Annotated in this window: 16 protein-coding genes; 2 read left to right on the forward strand and 14 right to left on the reverse strand. The window is 72.7% G+C overall.

Annotated elements, in window-relative coordinates; all coding sequences use genetic code 11:
- The 11 genes from ACSNOH_RS27030 to ACSNOH_RS27080 form a co-directional block, all read right to left on the reverse strand.
- A partial coding sequence (locus tag ACSNOH_RS27030; protein ID WP_436724035.1) for an adenine phosphoribosyltransferase occupies positions 1-478 on the reverse strand: 478 nt, incomplete at its 3' end.
- Positions 475-1,590, reverse strand: coding sequence for a protein translocase subunit SecF (gene secF, locus ACSNOH_RS27035; protein ID WP_436724036.1), 1,116 nt, complete (start codon positions 1,588-1,590; stop codon positions 475-477). The genes secF and ACSNOH_RS27030, both read right to left, overlap by 4 nt.
- 1 nt (position 1,591) lies before the next feature.
- Entirely contained in the window at positions 1,592-3,451 is a 1,860-nt protein-coding gene (gene secD, locus ACSNOH_RS27040; protein ID WP_436724037.1) for a protein translocase subunit SecD, read from the reverse strand.
- Between the two features lie 145 nt (positions 3,452-3,596).
- Complete coding sequence (gene yajC / locus ACSNOH_RS27045; RefSeq protein WP_436724038.1) at positions 3,597-4,136, reverse strand: preprotein translocase subunit YajC; 540 nt, start codon at positions 4,134-4,136, stop codon at positions 3,597-3,599.
- 161 nt (positions 4,137-4,297) lie between these two features.
- A complete protein-coding gene (gene ruvB, locus ACSNOH_RS27050; RefSeq protein ID WP_436724039.1) occupies positions 4,298-5,374 on the reverse strand; it encodes a Holliday junction branch migration DNA helicase RuvB in 1,077 nt (358 codons plus the stop codon).
- 57 nt (positions 5,375-5,431) lie between these two features.
- Positions 5,432-6,049 (reverse strand): Holliday junction branch migration protein RuvA, encoded by a 618-nt coding sequence (ruvA, locus tag ACSNOH_RS27055; RefSeq protein ID WP_436724040.1) that lies wholly within the window; start codon positions 6,047-6,049, stop codon positions 5,432-5,434.
- Entirely contained in the window at positions 6,046-6,597 is a 552-nt protein-coding gene (gene ruvC, locus ACSNOH_RS27060; RefSeq protein WP_436724041.1) for a crossover junction endodeoxyribonuclease RuvC, read from the reverse strand. Before ruvC ends, ruvA begins: the two co-directional genes overlap by 4 nt.
- 137 nt (positions 6,598-6,734) lie before the next feature.
- Complete coding sequence (locus ACSNOH_RS27065; protein ID WP_436724042.1) at positions 6,735-7,487, reverse strand: YebC/PmpR family DNA-binding transcriptional regulator; 753 nt, start codon at positions 7,485-7,487, stop codon at positions 6,735-6,737.
- Positions 7,488-7,549: 62 nt separating this feature from the next.
- A complete protein-coding gene (gene pdxT / locus ACSNOH_RS27070) occupies positions 7,550-8,149 on the reverse strand; it encodes a pyridoxal 5'-phosphate synthase glutaminase subunit PdxT (RefSeq protein ID WP_436724043.1) in 600 nt (199 codons plus the stop codon).
- Between the two features lie 82 nt (positions 8,150-8,231).
- The gene (pdxS, locus tag ACSNOH_RS27075; RefSeq protein WP_106675732.1) at positions 8,232-9,146 is read right to left on the reverse strand and encodes a pyridoxal 5'-phosphate synthase lyase subunit PdxS; all 915 of its coding nucleotides are present in this window, start codon (positions 9,144-9,146) and stop codon (positions 8,232-8,234) included.
- A 112-nt stretch (positions 9,147-9,258) separates the two neighbouring features.
- Positions 9,259-9,801, reverse strand: a complete 543-nt coding sequence (locus ACSNOH_RS27080) for a hypothetical protein (RefSeq protein ID WP_436724044.1) — start codon at positions 9,799-9,801, stop codon at positions 9,259-9,261.
- Between the two features lie 238 nt (positions 9,802-10,039).
- Between ACSNOH_RS27080 and ACSNOH_RS27085 the strand changes: the two genes are divergently transcribed.
- Complete coding sequence (locus ACSNOH_RS27085; protein ID WP_436724045.1) at positions 10,040-10,744, forward strand: VC0807 family protein; 705 nt, start codon at positions 10,040-10,042, stop codon at positions 10,742-10,744.
- On the opposite strand, the gene ACSNOH_RS27090 is transcribed toward ACSNOH_RS27085, so the two are convergent.
- Genes ACSNOH_RS27090 through pgsA form a run of 3 tightly spaced genes read right to left on the reverse strand, consistent with a single transcriptional unit; the run spans position 10,741 to position 13,618 of the window.
- On the reverse strand, positions 10,741-11,901 hold the full coding sequence (locus ACSNOH_RS27090) for a glycosyltransferase family 4 protein (RefSeq protein WP_436724046.1): 1,161 nt from the start codon (positions 11,899-11,901) through the stop codon (positions 10,741-10,743). The two genes, ACSNOH_RS27085 and ACSNOH_RS27090, sit on opposite strands and share 4 nt — an antisense overlap.
- The gene (locus tag ACSNOH_RS27095; protein ID WP_436724047.1) at positions 11,898-12,893 is read right to left on the reverse strand and encodes a phosphatidylinositol mannoside acyltransferase; all 996 of its coding nucleotides are present in this window, start codon (positions 12,891-12,893) and stop codon (positions 11,898-11,900) included. Before ACSNOH_RS27095 ends, ACSNOH_RS27090 begins: the two co-directional genes overlap by 4 nt.
- Positions 12,890-13,618 carry a phosphatidylinositol phosphate synthase gene (pgsA, locus tag ACSNOH_RS27100; protein WP_436724048.1) on the reverse strand — a complete coding sequence of 243 codons (729 nt, stop codon included), beginning with the start codon at positions 13,616-13,618 and terminating at the stop codon, positions 12,890-12,892. The genes ACSNOH_RS27095 and pgsA overlap by 4 nt, the downstream gene beginning before the upstream one ends.
- A 184-nt stretch (positions 13,619-13,802) precedes the next feature.
- Here pgsA and ACSNOH_RS27105 point away from each other — a divergent pair.
- A partial coding sequence (locus tag ACSNOH_RS27105; protein WP_436724049.1) for a GTP-binding protein occupies positions 13,803-14,582 on the forward strand: 780 nt, incomplete at its 3' end.

Genomic DNA, 14,582 nt, shown 5'->3' on the forward strand with positions numbered 1-14,582 from the left:
CGACGACGCCGGCCACCTCCGCGCCGGCCCGGCGGATCAGCCGGAGCGAGGCCTCGGCGGTGCCGCCCGTGGCCAGCACGTCGTCGATGACGAGGACGCGGTCGCCCGGGCCCACCGCGTCGGCGTGCATCTCGATCTCCGCGGTGCCGTACTCCAGGTCGTACGCCTGGGCCAGCGTGGCTCCGGGGAGCTTGCCCGCCTTGCGCACGGGCACGAAGCCGAGCCCGGCGCGGACGGCGGCCGGGGCACCCAGGATGAAGCCCCGGGCCTCCAGGCCGACGACCTTGGTGGCGCCGTGGCGCTTGCACGCCTCCGCCAGGGCGTCGGTCAGGGCGGCGAACGCCGAGGCGTCGGCGAGCAGCGGGGTGATGTCCTTGAACATCACGCCCGGCTTGGGATAGTCGGGCACGTCATGGATGTGCCCGAGCAGCAGGTCACGCAGCTTCTCGTCGGCCGGGCCGACCCCCGTGGCGCTCATCGGCGCTTCCCCGGGGTGCGGCCGCGGCTGCCGCGGGCGCGGGGGGCGACGACGCCGGCGGTGCCCGCGGCGTCCTCCTCCTCGCCGCCCGGGACGGCGTCGCGCGGCTCCTGGTCGGCGGCGTCGCCCGCCTCGCCCTTCGCGGCCGCGGCGGCGCGCTTGGCGCGCACCCGCTTGGCGAGGGCCTTCATCTGCGGGTCGCGCTCCTTGAAGTCGGCGACCAGCGGGGTGGCGATGAAGATCGAGGAGTAGGCGCCGGCCGCGAGGCCGACGAACAGAGCCAGCGAGATGTCGTTGAGCATGCCCGCGCCGAGGAAGCCGCCGCCGATGAACAGCAGGCCGGCGACCGGCAGCAGCGCCACGACCGTGGTGTTGATCGAGCGCACCAGGGTGCCGTTGAGGCTGCGGTTGGCGATCTCGCTGTAGGTGAAGCGGGTCTGCTTCGTGATGTCCTTCGAGCTCTCCTTCAGGCCGTCGAAGACGACGACGGTGTCGTAGAGGGAGTAACCGAGGATGGTGAGCAGACCGATCACGGTGCCCGGGGTGACCTCGAAGCCGACGAGGGCGTAGACGCCGACGGTGATGGTGAGGTCGTGGATCAGCGCGATCAGGGCGGCCAGCGCCATCCGCCACTCGAAGGCGATCGCGAGGTAGATCACCACGAGGATCATGAAGACGGCCAGGCCGGTCCATGCCTTGTTGGCGATCTGGTCGCCCCAGCTCGGGCCGACGATGTCGGTGTTGACCTTGTCCGTGGAGACGCCGAGCTTCTTCGCCAGGGCTTCCTGGGTGGCGCGCGACTGCTCGGTGGTGACGTCGCTGACCTGGATGCGCAGCGGGCCGCCGCCGAGCTTCTGGGCGATCGCCGTGTGGCCGGAGGCCTCCTCCGCGGTCAGGCGGGCCGATTCGGCCGAGACCTTGGTGCTGGGCGTGGTGAAGACCGCGCCGCCGGAGAACTCGATGCCCATGTTCAGGCCGCGCACCGCCAGGCCGACGATGGCCGTGATGGTGATGAGGATGGAGATGCCGTACCAGATCTTCCGCTTGGCCACGAAGTCGTAGCCGACCTCGCCGCGGTAGAGCCGGGCACCGAGATTGCCGAGCTTGGACATCTCACGCCTCCTTCGGGTCGGCGGGGGCGGAGGGGCGGCGGCGGGAGGCCCGCAGCGGCGGCCTGGCGCCGAGCCGCTTCGGGTCGAGCCCGGACCAGGGATGGCCGCTCGCGAAGAACTTGCGGCGGGCCAGGACCGTCATCAGCGGCTTGGTGAAGAAGAAGACCACGACGACGTCGAGGAGGGTGGTCAGGCCGAGCGTGAACGCGAAGCCCTGCACCTTGCCGACCGTGACGATGAAGAGGACGGCGGCGGCCAGGAACGACACGAAGTCGGAGACCAGGATCGTGCGGCGGGCGCGCGGCCAGCCCCGCTCGACGGCCGGGCGCAGCGTGCGGCCCTCGCGGATCTCGTCGCGGATCCGCTCGAAGTAGACGATGAACGAGTCGGCGGTGATGCCGATCGCGACGATCGCACCGCAGACGGCCGGCAGGTTCAGCGCGAAGCCGATGGCCTGGCCCAGCAGCACCATGATCGTGTAGGTGAGGATCGCCGAGCACAGGAGGCTGGCGAGGGCGACGAGCGCGAGGCCGCGGTAGTACGCCACGAGGTAGACGACGACCAGGGCGAGGCCGATGGCACCGGCGAGGAGACCGGCGCGCAGCTGCTCGCCGCCGAGCGCGGCGGTGACCGTCTGCTCGGTGACGACGTCGAAGGAGAGCGGCAGGGCGCCGTAGGACAGCACGTTGGCGAGGTCCTGGGCGGTGGTCTGCGTGAAGCCGCCGGAGATCTCCGCCTGGCCGCCCGAGATCGAGGTGGAGACGGAGGGGTCGGAGACGACCTCGCCGTCCAGCACGATCGCGAACTGGTTCTGCGGGGGCTGCTTGCTCGCGAGCTGGCCGGTGACGTCGGCGAACTTCTTGGAGCCGCTGGAGTCGAACTTCAGCTGGACGAGCCAGCCACGGCCCTGCTGGCTGTCGAAGACGGCGCTGGCGCCGCTGACGTTGGTGCCCTCGACGGACACGGGGCCGAGGATCTCCTTGGCCGAGCCGTCCTTCTTGCAGGCGACGATCACGTCGGTGGTCTTGGAGCTCGCCGCGGCCTCGTTGGCCTTGGCGCGGCCTTCGGGGGTGGTGCAGTCCAGGGCGTCGAGCTTCTTCTGCAGCGCGGCGGCGTCGGCCGGGGACGGCGTGGGCTCCTTGGACTTGCCGTCCTTCGCCTTCTCGTCCTTCTTGGCGTCGTCCTTCTTCGCGTCGTCCTTCTTCTCGTTCGCCTTGTCGTCCTTGGCGACGGCCGAGGCGGACGGGGTGGCGTCGGCCTTGACGGCGTCGATGACGGGGCGGCCCTGCTGGCGCGGGCTCGCGCTCGCGGAGGGGCTGCCGGCGGAGGCGGACGCGGACGCGGAGGGCGAGCCGGACGGCTTGCTCTTGTCGTCCTTGTCCTTGCCGTCCTTGTCCTTGCCGGAGTCCTTGCCGGGGGAGGACGCGTTGGGAGTGGGCTCGGTCTTCGCACCGGGGGCCACGGACAGCACGGGACGGAAGCCGAGCTTGGCGGTGGTACCGACCTGCTGGCGGGCCTGCTTCGCGTTCGTCCCCTTGGGGATGTTCACGATGATGTGGTTGTCGCCCTGCGTCTGGACCTCGGCCTCGGTGACGCCGAGACCGTTGACGCGCCGCTCGATGATGCCGACCGCGGTGTTCATGTTGGTCGGGTTGATCGCGTTGGGCTTGCCGGGCTCGTTCTTGGCCTCCAGCGTGAAGCTGGTGCCGCCCGCGAGGTCGATGCCCAGCCGCGGCGTGGTCCGCCCGGAGGCGAACATCCCCCCGGTGAGCGCCACCATGGCGATCAGGATCAGGGCCAGGACCCGGCCCGGCCTGCCCTGGCCGCCCGGGGACCTGCGGCCCTTCTTCGGTGCTGCCACCTTGTCGTTTCTCCCTGTCCAACCGCCCGGCGCCGTGCTGTTGCCGGGCGGCCACGAATGTAGTGGGGACCTGCCCCCCGCCGGAGCCTAGACCGTCAGGGAACCGCGGCGCACTGCTCCAGTGCTCCGCGGTTCCTCGATGGGGCTACTTCGCGTCGGCGTCGCCGTCCTTGCCGTCCCGCCCGGCGTCCTTGGCGTCCTTGACGTCCTTGGCCTCGGGCTCCGCGGCCTTCCCGGCCTCGGCGTCCTTCGCGGCCTTCTCCTCGGACGCCGGCTCTACGGCCTTCTCCGCCTCGGCGGCCTCGCCCTTGCCCAGGTCGATCTTCTTCTCGGCCGGAGCCCCGGCCTCGGTCAGCGACGACGCATCGTCCGGGACGACAGGGGTCTCGGACTCGTGCGGCTCGATCCCGTGGACGATGCGGTTGTACTCGGCGTCCTCCAGGACGGCGCCGATGGCGTTCTTCGCGTAGATCGCGTGGACGCCGGGGGCCACCTCGAGGAGGACCGTGTCGTCGTTGACCTCCTTGACGGTGGCGTACATGCCGCCGATCGTCCGCACGCCGGTGCCCGGCTGCATCTGGTCGCGCATCTGCGCCGCCTGGCGCTGCTTGTTCTTGGCCGACCGCGTCATCAGGAACATGGCCCCGATGAGCACGATGAACGGCAGGAGAGTCACGATATTCACGGGACGGGGTTTCCTTCACACGACCGCGGGACGCGGCCTTCTACGGGGGTGGTATGCCGTGCCGGTACCGGACGGCATCGGCGGAGTCTAAGCGAGTCCGCACCTATGGAACAACGCCCAGCATGGCACCGTGGTTCCTGGCCGGACCAGCCCCCGCGCCGTCACCCGTCGAAGAGGCCCTGCTGGGGCGGGGTGCCTCCCGGGCCCGCCGGACCGGCCTCGCGCGCGAGGCCGAAGTGCTCCCAGGCGGCCGGGGTGGCGATGCGGCCCCTGGGCGTGCGGGCCAGCAGGCCCTCGCGGACCAGGAACGGCTCGGCGACCTCCTCGACCGTCTCGCGCTCCTCGCCGACGGCCACGGCCAGCGTCGACAGGCCGACCGGACCGCCGCCGAACAGCTTGAGGAGGGCGGTGAGGACGGCGCGGTCGAGGCGGTCGAGGCCGCGGGCGTCGACCTCGTAGACGTCCAGGGCCTGGGCGGCGATCTCGCGGGTGATCACTCCGTCGGCCTTGACCTGGGCGTAGTCGCGGACGCGGCGCAGCAGGCGGTTGGCGATGCGGGGCGTGCCGCGGGAGCGGCCGGCGATCTCGGCGGCGCCCTCCTCCTCTATCTCCACGTCGAGCAGGCGGGCGGAGCGGTGCACCACGCGCTGCAGCTCGGCGGGGGCGTAGAACTCCATGTGCCCGGTGAAGCCGAAGCGGTCGCGCAGCGGCGGCGGGAGCAGGCCGGCCCGGGTGGTGGCGCCGACGAGGGTGAAGGGCGGCAGCTCCAGGGGGATGGCGGTGGCGCCGGGGCCCTTGCCGACGATCACGTCGACGCGGAAGTCCTCCATGGCCATGTAGAGCATCTCCTCGGCGGGCCGCGACATGCGGTGGATCTCGTCGAGGAAGAGGACCTCTCCCTCGGTGAGGGAGGAGAGGATCGCGGCGAGGTCGCCGGCGTGCTGGATGGCGGGGCCGGAGGTGATGCGGATGGGGGCGCCCATCTCCGCGGCGATGATCATCGAGAGGGTGGTCTTGCCGAGGCCGGGGGCGCCGGAGAGCAGGACGTGGTCGGCGGTGGCGCCGCGGGCGCGGGCGGCCTTGAGGACGAGGTCGAGCTGCTCGCGGACGCGCTCCTGGCCGACGAACTCGCCGAGGTCCTTGGGGCGCAGCGCGGCCTCGACGGCCCGGTCCTCGCCGTCGGCGGCGGTGCCGACCAGGCGGTCGCCTGCCGGTTCGGATACGTCGTCCCAGTTCACGGGTTGAACCTCACGGTTGGATGGTTGGTCGGTCGGCGGGCGCCTGCGGGGCGCGGCCTACCGCGCCCGGTTCAGCGTCTGCAGCGCGGCCCGCAGCAGCTGGCCGACCTGCGGCGTGCCGCCGTCGGCGGCCACCGCTTCCGCCTGCGGGGCGACCGTCGTCACGGCCTCGTCCGCCTCCCGCGGGGCATAACCGAGCCCGACGAGCGCGGCATGCAGCTGATCCTGCCAGCCCGCGGCGGCGGGGGCCGCGGCCGGCGCGGCGGAGCCGGCCGGCTTGCCGAGCCGGTCCTTCAGCTCCAGGAGCAGCTTCTGCGCGCCCTTCTTGCCGATGCCGGGAACGGCGGTGAGCGCCTTCTCGTCGCCCGCGGCGAAGGCGCGCCGGAGGGCGTCGGGGCTGTGGACGGCGAGCATGGCCTGGGCGAGCCGGGGGCCGACGCCGCTCGCGGTCTGCAGCAGCTCGAAGGTCTGGCGCTCGTCGTCGTCGGCGAAGCCGTAGAGGGTCAGGGAGTCCTCGCGGACGACGAGGGAGGTGGCGAGGCGGGCCTGCTGGCCGACGCGCAGGCCCGACAGGGTGCCGGGCGAGCACTGGACGGCCATGCCGATGCCGCCGACCTCGACGACGGCGGCATCCGGGGCGAGGGCGGCGACGGGGCCGGAGACGAAGGCGATCATCGGGTGCCCTTCGGGAGGCGTACGGGGGCGGTGGTGCGGCGCTGGGCGGCGGCGAGCTGCTGCAGGCGGCCGGCCGCCGGGGCGCGCCAGATGTGGCAGATGGCCAGGGCCAGGGCGTCGGCGGCGTCGGCGGGCTTCGGCGGTGCGTCGAGCCGCAGCAGGCGGGTGACCATGGAGCCGACCTGGGCCTTGTCGGCCCGGCCGGAGCCGGTGACGGCCGCCTTGACCTCGCTGGGGGTGTGCAGGGCGACGGGCAGGCCGCGGCGGGCGGCGCAGAGCATGGCGACGGCGCTGGCCTGGGCGGTGCCCATGACCGTGCGGACGTTGTGCTGGCTGAAGACGCGCTCCACGGCGACGAATTCGGGCCGGTGCTCGTCGAGCCACTGCTCGATGCCGCGCTCTATGAGGACGAGGCGGTCGGCGACCTCGGCGTCGGCGGGCGTGCGGACGACGCCGACCCCGACCATGCGCAGCGGGCGGCCGGCGGTGCCCTCGACCACGCCGACGCCGCACCGCGTCAGCCCCGGGTCGACCCCCAGCACGCGCATGACTCCCCCGTCCTTTTCGCTCACCTGCCCGGGCAGGCTACCGGCTGCCACTGACAACGGCCGCTCATGCCGACGGGCCGGCGGGACGCGTGTCCCGCCGGCCCGTCGGCCGGCCGCGGGCGGATGCCCGGCGTGCCTTACGCGTCGACCTTGGCCATGACGTCGTCGGAGACGTCGAAGTTGGCGAACACGTTCTGGACGTCGTCGCTGTCCTCAAGGGCGTCGATCAGCTTGAAGATCTTGCGCGCGCCCTCCTCGTCGAGCTCCACCTGCATGGTGGGGACGAAGTTGGCCTCGGCGGAGTCGTAGTCGATGCCCGCCTCCTGGAGCGCGGTGCGGACCGCGACCAGGTCGGTGGCCTCGCTGATGACCTCGAAGTTCTCGCCGAGGTCGTTGACCTCCTCGGCGCCGGCGTCGAGGACCGCGCCCAGGACGTCGTCCTCGGTCAGCTCGCCCTTGGGGACGATGATGACGCCCTTGCGGTTGAACAGGTAGGACACCGAGCCCGGGTCGGCCATGGAGCCGCCGTTGCGGGTCATGGCGACGCGCACGTCGGAGGCGGCGCGGTTGCGGTTGTCGGTGAGGCACTCGATGAGCACCGCGACGCCGTTCGGGCCGTAGCCCTCGTACATGATCGTCTCGTAGTCGGCGCCGCCCGCTTCGAGGCCGCCGCCGCGCTTGACCGCGGAGTCGATGTTCTTGTTCGGCACCGACTGCTTCTTGGCCTTCTGAATGGCGTCGTAGAGCGTCGGGTTGCCGTCGATGTCGACGCCGCCCATGCGGGCCGCAACCTCGATGTTCTTGATCAGCTTCGCGAAGAGCTTGCCGCGCTTGGCATCGATCACGGCCTTCTTGTGCTTCGTCGTAGCCCATTTAGAGTGGCCGGACATCTGCCTGTCTCCTTCGCGTAACCAAATTCCGGACGAACGACAGAGATCCTACCGGGGCCCGGCTACCGGGCTGCGCGCACCATGTCCACGAACAGGGCGTGGACGCGGTGGTCGCCGGTGAGCTCCGGGTGGAAGGACGTGGCCAGCACGTTGCCCTGGCGCACGGCGACGGTGTGGCCGTCGTAGGTGGCGACGACCTCGGCGGCGGCGCCGACGGACTCGACCCAGGGGGCGCGGATGAAGACGCCCTCGACGGGGCCGCCCTCGATGCCGGCCATGTCGACGGCCGCTTCGAAGGACTCGTTCTGCCGGCCGAAGGCGTTGCGGCGGACGATCATGTCGATGCCGCCGAGCGTCTCCTGGTCCTCGCGCCCGTCGAGCAGCTTGTCGGCGAGCATGATCATGCCGGCGCAGGTGCCGTAGACGGGCATGCCGGCCCGTACGCGCTCGCGCAGCGGCTCCAGCAGCCCGAAGACGACGGCGAGCTTGGACATGGTGGTGGACTCGCCGCCGGGGATCACCAGGCCGTCGACCTCCGCGAGCTCTTCGGGGCGGCGCACCGGGCGGGCGAGGGCGTCGGCGGCGGCGAGGGCGACGAGGTGCTCGCGGACGTCGCCCTGGAGGGCGAGGACGCCGATGGTGGGCGTGGAAAGGGATGCCACGGGAGTTCTCCGTATGGGGTCGGGACCGCGGCCGGGCGGCCCGCGGTGTGCGCGGACCGCCCGGCCGGGGAGGTGGTGCGTGTTACCAGCCGCGGTTGGCGTAGCGCTCGGCCTCGGGAAGGGTGTCGCAGTTGATGCCGACCATGGCCTCGCCCAGGTTGCGGGAGGCGTCCGCGATGACCTTCGGGTCGTCGTAGAAGGTGGTGGCCTTCACGATGGCGGCGGCGCGCTTGGCGGGGTCGCCGGACTTGAAGATGCCGGAGCCGACGAAGACGCCCTCGGCGCCGAGCTGGCGCATCAGCGCGGCGTCGGCGGGGGTGGCCACACCGCCGGCGGAGAAGAGGACGACCGGCAGCTTGCCGAGCTCGGCGACCTCCTTGACGAGCTCGTACGGGGCGCGCAGCTCCTTGGCGGCGGCGAACAGCTCGTTGTTGTCGAAGCCGCGCAGCTTGGCGATCTCGTTCTTGATCTGGCGCAGGTGGCGCACGGCCTCCACGACGTTGCCGGTGCCGGCCTCGCCCTTGGAGCGGATCATCGCGGCGCCCTCGGCGATGCGGCGCAGGGCCTCGCCCAGGTTGGTGGCACCGCAGACGAAGGGGGTGGTGAAGGCCCACTTGTCGGAGTGGTTGATCTCGTCGGCCGGGGTGAGGACCTCGGACTCGTCGATGTAGTCGACGCCGAGGGACTGCAGGACCTGGGCCTCGACGAAGTGGCCGATGCGGGACTTGGCCATGACCGGGATGGAGACGGCGCCGATGATCTCTTCGATCATGTTGGGGTCGGACATGCGGGCCACGCCGCCGTCCTTGCGGATGTCGGCCGGCACCCGCTCCAGGGCCATGACGGCGACCGCGCCCGCGTCCTCGGCGATCTTCGCCTGCTCGGCGTTGACGACGTCCATGATCACGCCGCCCTTGAGCTGCTCGGCCATGCCGCGCTTGACGCGGGCGGTACCGGTCTCGGGGGTGGTGGACGTGCTGGGGACCGTGCTGGACACGTTGTGACCTCACTATCAAGGGCGGCAATGCTGCGGCCCTCATACAACCGAGCCGCCGTTCCCCGGAAAAAGAGCCAATCCGAGGCCGGTGGCCTGTCCGGCCCGGTTCCGGTCAGCCGCGGGTCCTCGGCTCCAGGGCGGCGGGCGGCTCGTCGTCCATCTCGAAGGCCATCGGGAAGGGCGCGTGGCCCGCGAGGCGGAACCAGCGCACCACGCGGTGCTTGCGCACGGCGCGCGCGGCGCGGACCGCGTCGTTGTGGAAACGCCGGGCCATGGGCACCCTGCGCACCGCCTCGGACAGCTCGGTCAGCGACTCCTCGCCGCCGGGCGCCTCCCGGACGACCTCGACCTGCGGGCCCTCCGCGAAGACCGCGCGCAGGGCCTGGCTCAGCTCGCTCTCGGCGACCTCGCGGTGCTCCTCCTCGGCCTGCCGGGCCGCGTGCGCGGCCTGGTAGAGCACGATCGAGGCGGCCGGGTCGAGGACGCCGGCCGTGCCGAGCTCCTGGGCGACGGAGGCGCGGCGCAGCAACTGGGCGTCAAGGGCCGCGCGGGCGGCGTCGATACGGCTGTGCAGGCGGTCCAGCCGGCCGGCGGTCCAGCTCAGATAGACGCCGATGACGACGAGCGCGGCGACGATCCAGATCAGTGTGGTCACGCCGCGCCACGTTACCGCTCGCCGCGGGGCCGCTGCCGCGGAGCGGGGCGTCCTCGCGGACGGCGCCCGGGGTGAGCCGCTCCCCCGGTGCCTGTCCACCCGGGGGTGGAGAGGCGTCGTGGAATCTCCACCCTGTCTCCGTCCGGGCTCCGATCCGGCTCCACCCGGGGCGGGCCTAGCGTCGGTTCAAGACGCCGGAGGACCGCGAAGACCGGCACCGCACGGGGGAGGAAGCCCCATGACACCGCACGCCCGGCGAGCGTTGCTCGTTCCCCTGACCGTCACGATCGCCCTGCCCCTCGCGCTGTACTACGCGCTGCGGGCGCAGGGCGCCGTCCAGTGGCAGGCCCTGCTGATCAGCGGCGCGATCCCGGCAGCGCACGCCGCCGTGACGGGTGTCCGGCGCCGGCACGTCGCCTCCTTCGACCTGCTCGTCGTCGCCCTGCTCGCGGTCTCGGCGGTCGCGTCGCTGGTGAGCGGGGATCCGCGGGTGCTGCTGCTGAAGGACGCCGCGATACCGGCCGTGCTGGGGGTATGGATCGCGGGCAGCCTGTTCCTCGCGCGGCCCTTCGCCTTCCGGTTCGGCGCACAGCTGCGCCGCGGCGAGGCGGAGGCCGCCGCCGAGCGCGCCTGGCAGGAGCTGGCCGCTTACCGGCAGGCGCTGCGGGGCCTGACCCTGCTGTGGGCGGGCGTGGAGCTGCTCGACGCCGCCCTGGGCACGGTGCAGGCCCTGGTGCTGCCCGTCGACGCGGTCCCGGTCGCCGGCCGGATCCAGTCGTTCGCCCTGCTGGCTCTGGCGGCGGTGATCACCGTACGGCGCAGCCGCCGCTTCCGTGCGGAGCACGGCATATCCCTGCTGGGTACGGCCGGGGCGACGGGGGCGCCACTGCCGCGAGCGGCAGAAGGCCCTCCGTCAACGCCCCGGGCCGCCGGAGGGCGCTAGTCGCGGGCCAGGCCGAAGCGGGCGCGCAGGCCCGTGCGTTCGTCGGCGGCGACGGAGGCCGCGCCGGCGGTGACCGTCTCGTAGACGGCCAGGATGTCGGCGCCCACGCGCGACCAGTCGAAGCGGCGCACGTGCGCGCTGCCGCGCTCGCTCAGCCCGGCCCGCAGCTGCGGGTCGCCCAGCAGCCGGACGGCCGCGGCGGCGAGGGCGTCGGCGTCCTCGTTGGCGAACAGCTCGCCGGCCGAGCCCTGGTCGAGCACCTGGGCGAAGGCGTCCAGGTCGCTGGCGAGGACGGGAGCGCCCGCCGACATCGCCTCGACCAGGATGATGCCGAAGGACTCCCCGCCCGTGTTGGGGGCGACGTAGACGTCGACGCTGCGCAGCAGCCGCGCCTTGTCCTCGTCGCTGACCATGCCGAGGAACTCGACGCGGTCGCGCATCTCGCGGGGCAGGCCCGCCACGGCCTCCTCCTCGTCGCCCCGGCCGGCGACCAGCAGCCGGGCGCCGGGGCAGGCCGCGAAGATCTTCGGCAGGGCGCGCATGAGCACGGGCAGGCCCTTGCGGGGCTCGTCGATGCGGCCGATGAAGCCGATCGTCCCACCCTGCCACTCCTGCTTGGGCTCGGCGCCGGCGAAGAAGCCCACGTCGACGCCGTTGGGGATGACCACGGCGTCGCCGCCCAGGTGCTCGACCAGCGTCCTGCGGGCGTACTCGCTCACGGCGATGCGGGCGCTGATCTTCTCCAGGGCGGGCTGGAGGATGGGATAGGCCGCGATCATCGCCCGGGAGCGCGGGTTGGAGGTGTGGAAGGTCGCCACGATCGGGCCCTGCGCGGCCCAGCAGGTGAGCAGGCCCAGCGAGGGGGAGGTGGGTTCGTGGATGTGGATGACGTCGAAGTCGCCGTCGTGCAGCCAGCGCCGCACGCGGGCGGCCGACAGGAAGCCGAAGTTCAGCCGGGCGACGGAGCCGTTGTAGGGGACGGGCACGGCCCGCCCGGCCGAGACGACGAACGGCGGCAGCGGCGTCTCGTCGTCCGCCGGGGCCAGCACCGACACCTCGTGGCCCAGCCGGATGAGGTGCTCGGCCAGGTCCCTGATGTGGAACTGAACGCCGCCGGGCACGTCCCACGAGTAGGGACAGACGATCCCGATCCTCATGCCTCGGCCCTCCGGTCGCTCTCGGCCCCGCCCGCGCCCTCGCCCCGCGCCTGTTCCCCGGGCCCGGGCGGCGGCTGCTCCGGCGTGCCGGGAGCTCCCTGCGGGCGCGGCTCCAGATCGGCGAGCCACAGTCGCTGGAGCATATGCCAGTCCTCGGGGTGCTCGGCGATCCCCGCGGCGAAGACGTCGGCGACCTGCTGCGTCATCACGGCCGCCTTCTCGGCGCGGGTGCCCTCCGGGGGCACCTCGACCGGGGCGTGCACCCGCCCCTTCATCACCGGCGAGCGGTCGTACCAGAGCGTCACCGGGAGCAGCAGCGCCCCGGTCTGCACGGCGAGCATCGCGGGCCCGGCGGGCATCTTCGTGGCCTCGCCGAAGAAGGTGACCTCTATGCCCGAGGAGGACAGGTCGCGGTCGGCCACCAGGCACACCAGCCCTCCGGCGCGCAGCCGGCGCGCCAGCGTGCCGAAGGCGCTGCCGCCCGCGTGGGGCAGCACCTCCATACCGAGGCCCTCGCGGTAGGCGACGAAGCGGTCGTAGAGCGTCTCGGGCTTCAGCCGCTCGGCCACCGTCGTGAACGGCACGCCCAGCCGCGTGGTCACCCAGGCGCCCGCGAGGTCGTAGTTGCCCATGTGCGGCAGCGCGATCACCACGCCGCGCCCGCTCGCGAGGGCCTTCTCCAGGTGGTGCAGGCCCTCCGGGGCGAAGGCCGCCCGCGTGCGCTCCGCACTCCACACCGGCAGCCGGAAGGACTCCATCCAGTAGCGCATGTACGAGCGCATGCCCGCCCGCGACACCTGCGCCAGGCGCTCCGCCGGCGCTCCCGGCAGCACCCGGGCGAGGTTGGCCTCCAGGCGCAGCACACCGCTGCCGCGCCGCCGCCACGCCGCATCGGCGATCTGCCGCCCCAGCCGTACGGCCACGGGCTCCGGCAGCTTCTTGACCGTAGCCCAGCCGAGTCCGTAGAGCGCGTCGGTCAGCTGTTCCCTCACCCGTTGCCACCGCCCCGGGCCGCCGCAGCGGCCGCGGCCTCCGCCTCGGCCGACTCGCGGCGCACCGTCACCACCCGCTGGATCAGGGTGACCAGACTGCCCACGGCCACGATCCACAGCGCCACCGGAAGCAGGTACTGGATGCCCGGCACGCCGAACTTGTGCAGGCCCGCGAAGCCCGCCGCCACCAGCGAGATGACCAGCCGCTCGGCCCGCTCGACCAGGCCGTTGACGTTCACGGGCAGGCCGATGCTCTCTCCGCGCGCCTTCGTGTACGAGACGACCTGGCCGCTGGCGAGGCAGAAGATCGCCACCGCGCACAGCACGTTGTCGTCACCCCGGCCCGCGTACCACAGCGCGAGCCCGCCGAAGATCGCCGAGTCGGCGACCCGGTCGAGCGTGGAGTCCAGGAAGGCGCCCCAGCGGCTGGACCGGCCCAGCTGCCGGGCCATGTTGCCGTCCACCAGGTCCGAGAAGACGAACAGGGTGATGACGATCGTGCCCCAGAAGAACTCCCCCCGCGGGAAGAAGACCAGGGCGCCCGCCACGACACCGCCGGTACCGACGAGGGTCACCGCGTCGGGGCTGACGCCGAGGCGGATGAGCAGGGCGGCGAACGGCGTGAGAACACGCGTGAAGAACGCACGCGCGTACTTGTTCAGCATGGCCTTCCCGGAGGGTGTCGAATCGGGCCGTGTGGTCAAGGAGGCCACCGGCTGGCCCATCGTAGCCAGGTGCCCCCGTGGCGCCGCGCACGCACTGCGCGCAGCGCGCGCACCGGCGCCGGCGCCTGTGCCGGCAGCGCCCCCGCGGGGCGTACGGGTGTACCCCCGTGTGCGACGTATGGACGCAGCGTGACCGCAGTGGAAAGCTCGGTGTACCGCAGGTGTCGACCGGGAGGCGGGACACATGGGCGATAAGACGGGCACGTACCCAGGGGCCGCGGGCAGAGCAGTATCGGCCGACCGGCCGAGCCACGTACGCAACGTGGTGCTGGTCGGCCACAGCGGTTCCGGAAAGACGACGCTGGTGGAGGCCCTCGCGCTGGCGACCGGCGCGGTCAACCGGGCCGGCCGCGTCGAGGACGGCGGCTCGCTCTCGGACTACGACGAGATCGAGCACCGCCAGCAGCGCTCGGTACAGCTGTCGCTGGCCCCGGTCGAATGGGCCGGCATCAAGATCAATCTGCTGGACACCCCCGGCTACGCCGACTTCGTCGGGGAGCTCAGGGCCGGTCTGCGGGCGGCGGACGCGGCCCTCTTCGTCGTCTCGGCGGCGGAAGGCGCCGAGAACATCAACGGCGCCACCCGCACGGTCTGGGAGGAGTGCGCCGCCGTCGGGATGCCCCGCGCCATCGTCATCACCCATCTGGAGGCGGCCCGCTCCGACTTCGAGGAGATGACGGAGACCTGCCGGACGGCTTTCGGCGGCGACTCCCCCGACAGCGTGCTGCCGCTCTACCTGCCGCTGCACGGCCCCGAGGGCCCGGACGGGCACCGCCCCGTGGCCGGCCTCATCGGCCTGCTCTCCCAGCGCGTCTTCGACTACTCCTCCGGCGCCCGGGCCGAGACCGCGCCCGGCCCCGAGCACCTGCCGCTCATCGAGGAGGCCCGCAACCGGCTCATCGAGGGGATCATCGCCGAGAGCGAGGACGAGACCCTCATGGACCGCTACCTCGGCGGCGAGGAC

Origin of the sequence: Streptomyces sp. URMC 127 (assembly GCF_051386535.1) — a bacterium.
Classification (GTDB): Bacteria; Actinomycetota; Actinomycetes; order Streptomycetales; family Streptomycetaceae; genus Streptomyces.

What these genes read in the sequence shown, in the direction of transcription:
- secF (WP_436724036.1), bottom strand. Translation starts at nt 1,590, where the DNA reads ATGTCCAAGCTCGGCAATCTCGGTGCCCGGCTCTACCGCGGCGAGGTC.
- ruvA (WP_436724040.1), bottom strand. Translation starts at nt 6,049, where the DNA reads ATGATCGCCTTCGTCTCCGGCCCCGTCGCCGCCCTCGCCCCGGATGCC.
- ruvC (WP_436724041.1), bottom strand. Translation starts at nt 6,597, where the DNA reads ATGCGCGTGCTGGGGGTCGACCCGGGGCTGACGCGGTGCGGCGTCGGC.
- ACSNOH_RS27065 (WP_436724042.1), bottom strand. Translation starts at nt 7,487, where the DNA reads ATGTCCGGCCACTCTAAATGGGCTACGACGAAGCACAAGAAGGCCGTG.
- ACSNOH_RS27085 (WP_436724045.1), top strand. Translation starts at nt 10,040, where the DNA reads ATGACACCGCACGCCCGGCGAGCGTTGCTCGTTCCCCTGACCGTCACG.
- ACSNOH_RS27090 (WP_436724046.1), bottom strand. Translation starts at nt 11,901, where the DNA reads ATGAGGATCGGGATCGTCTGTCCCTACTCGTGGGACGTGCCCGGCGGC.
- pgsA (WP_436724048.1), bottom strand. Translation starts at nt 13,618, where the DNA reads ATGGGCCAGCCGGTGGCCTCCTTGACCACACGGCCCGATTCGACACCC.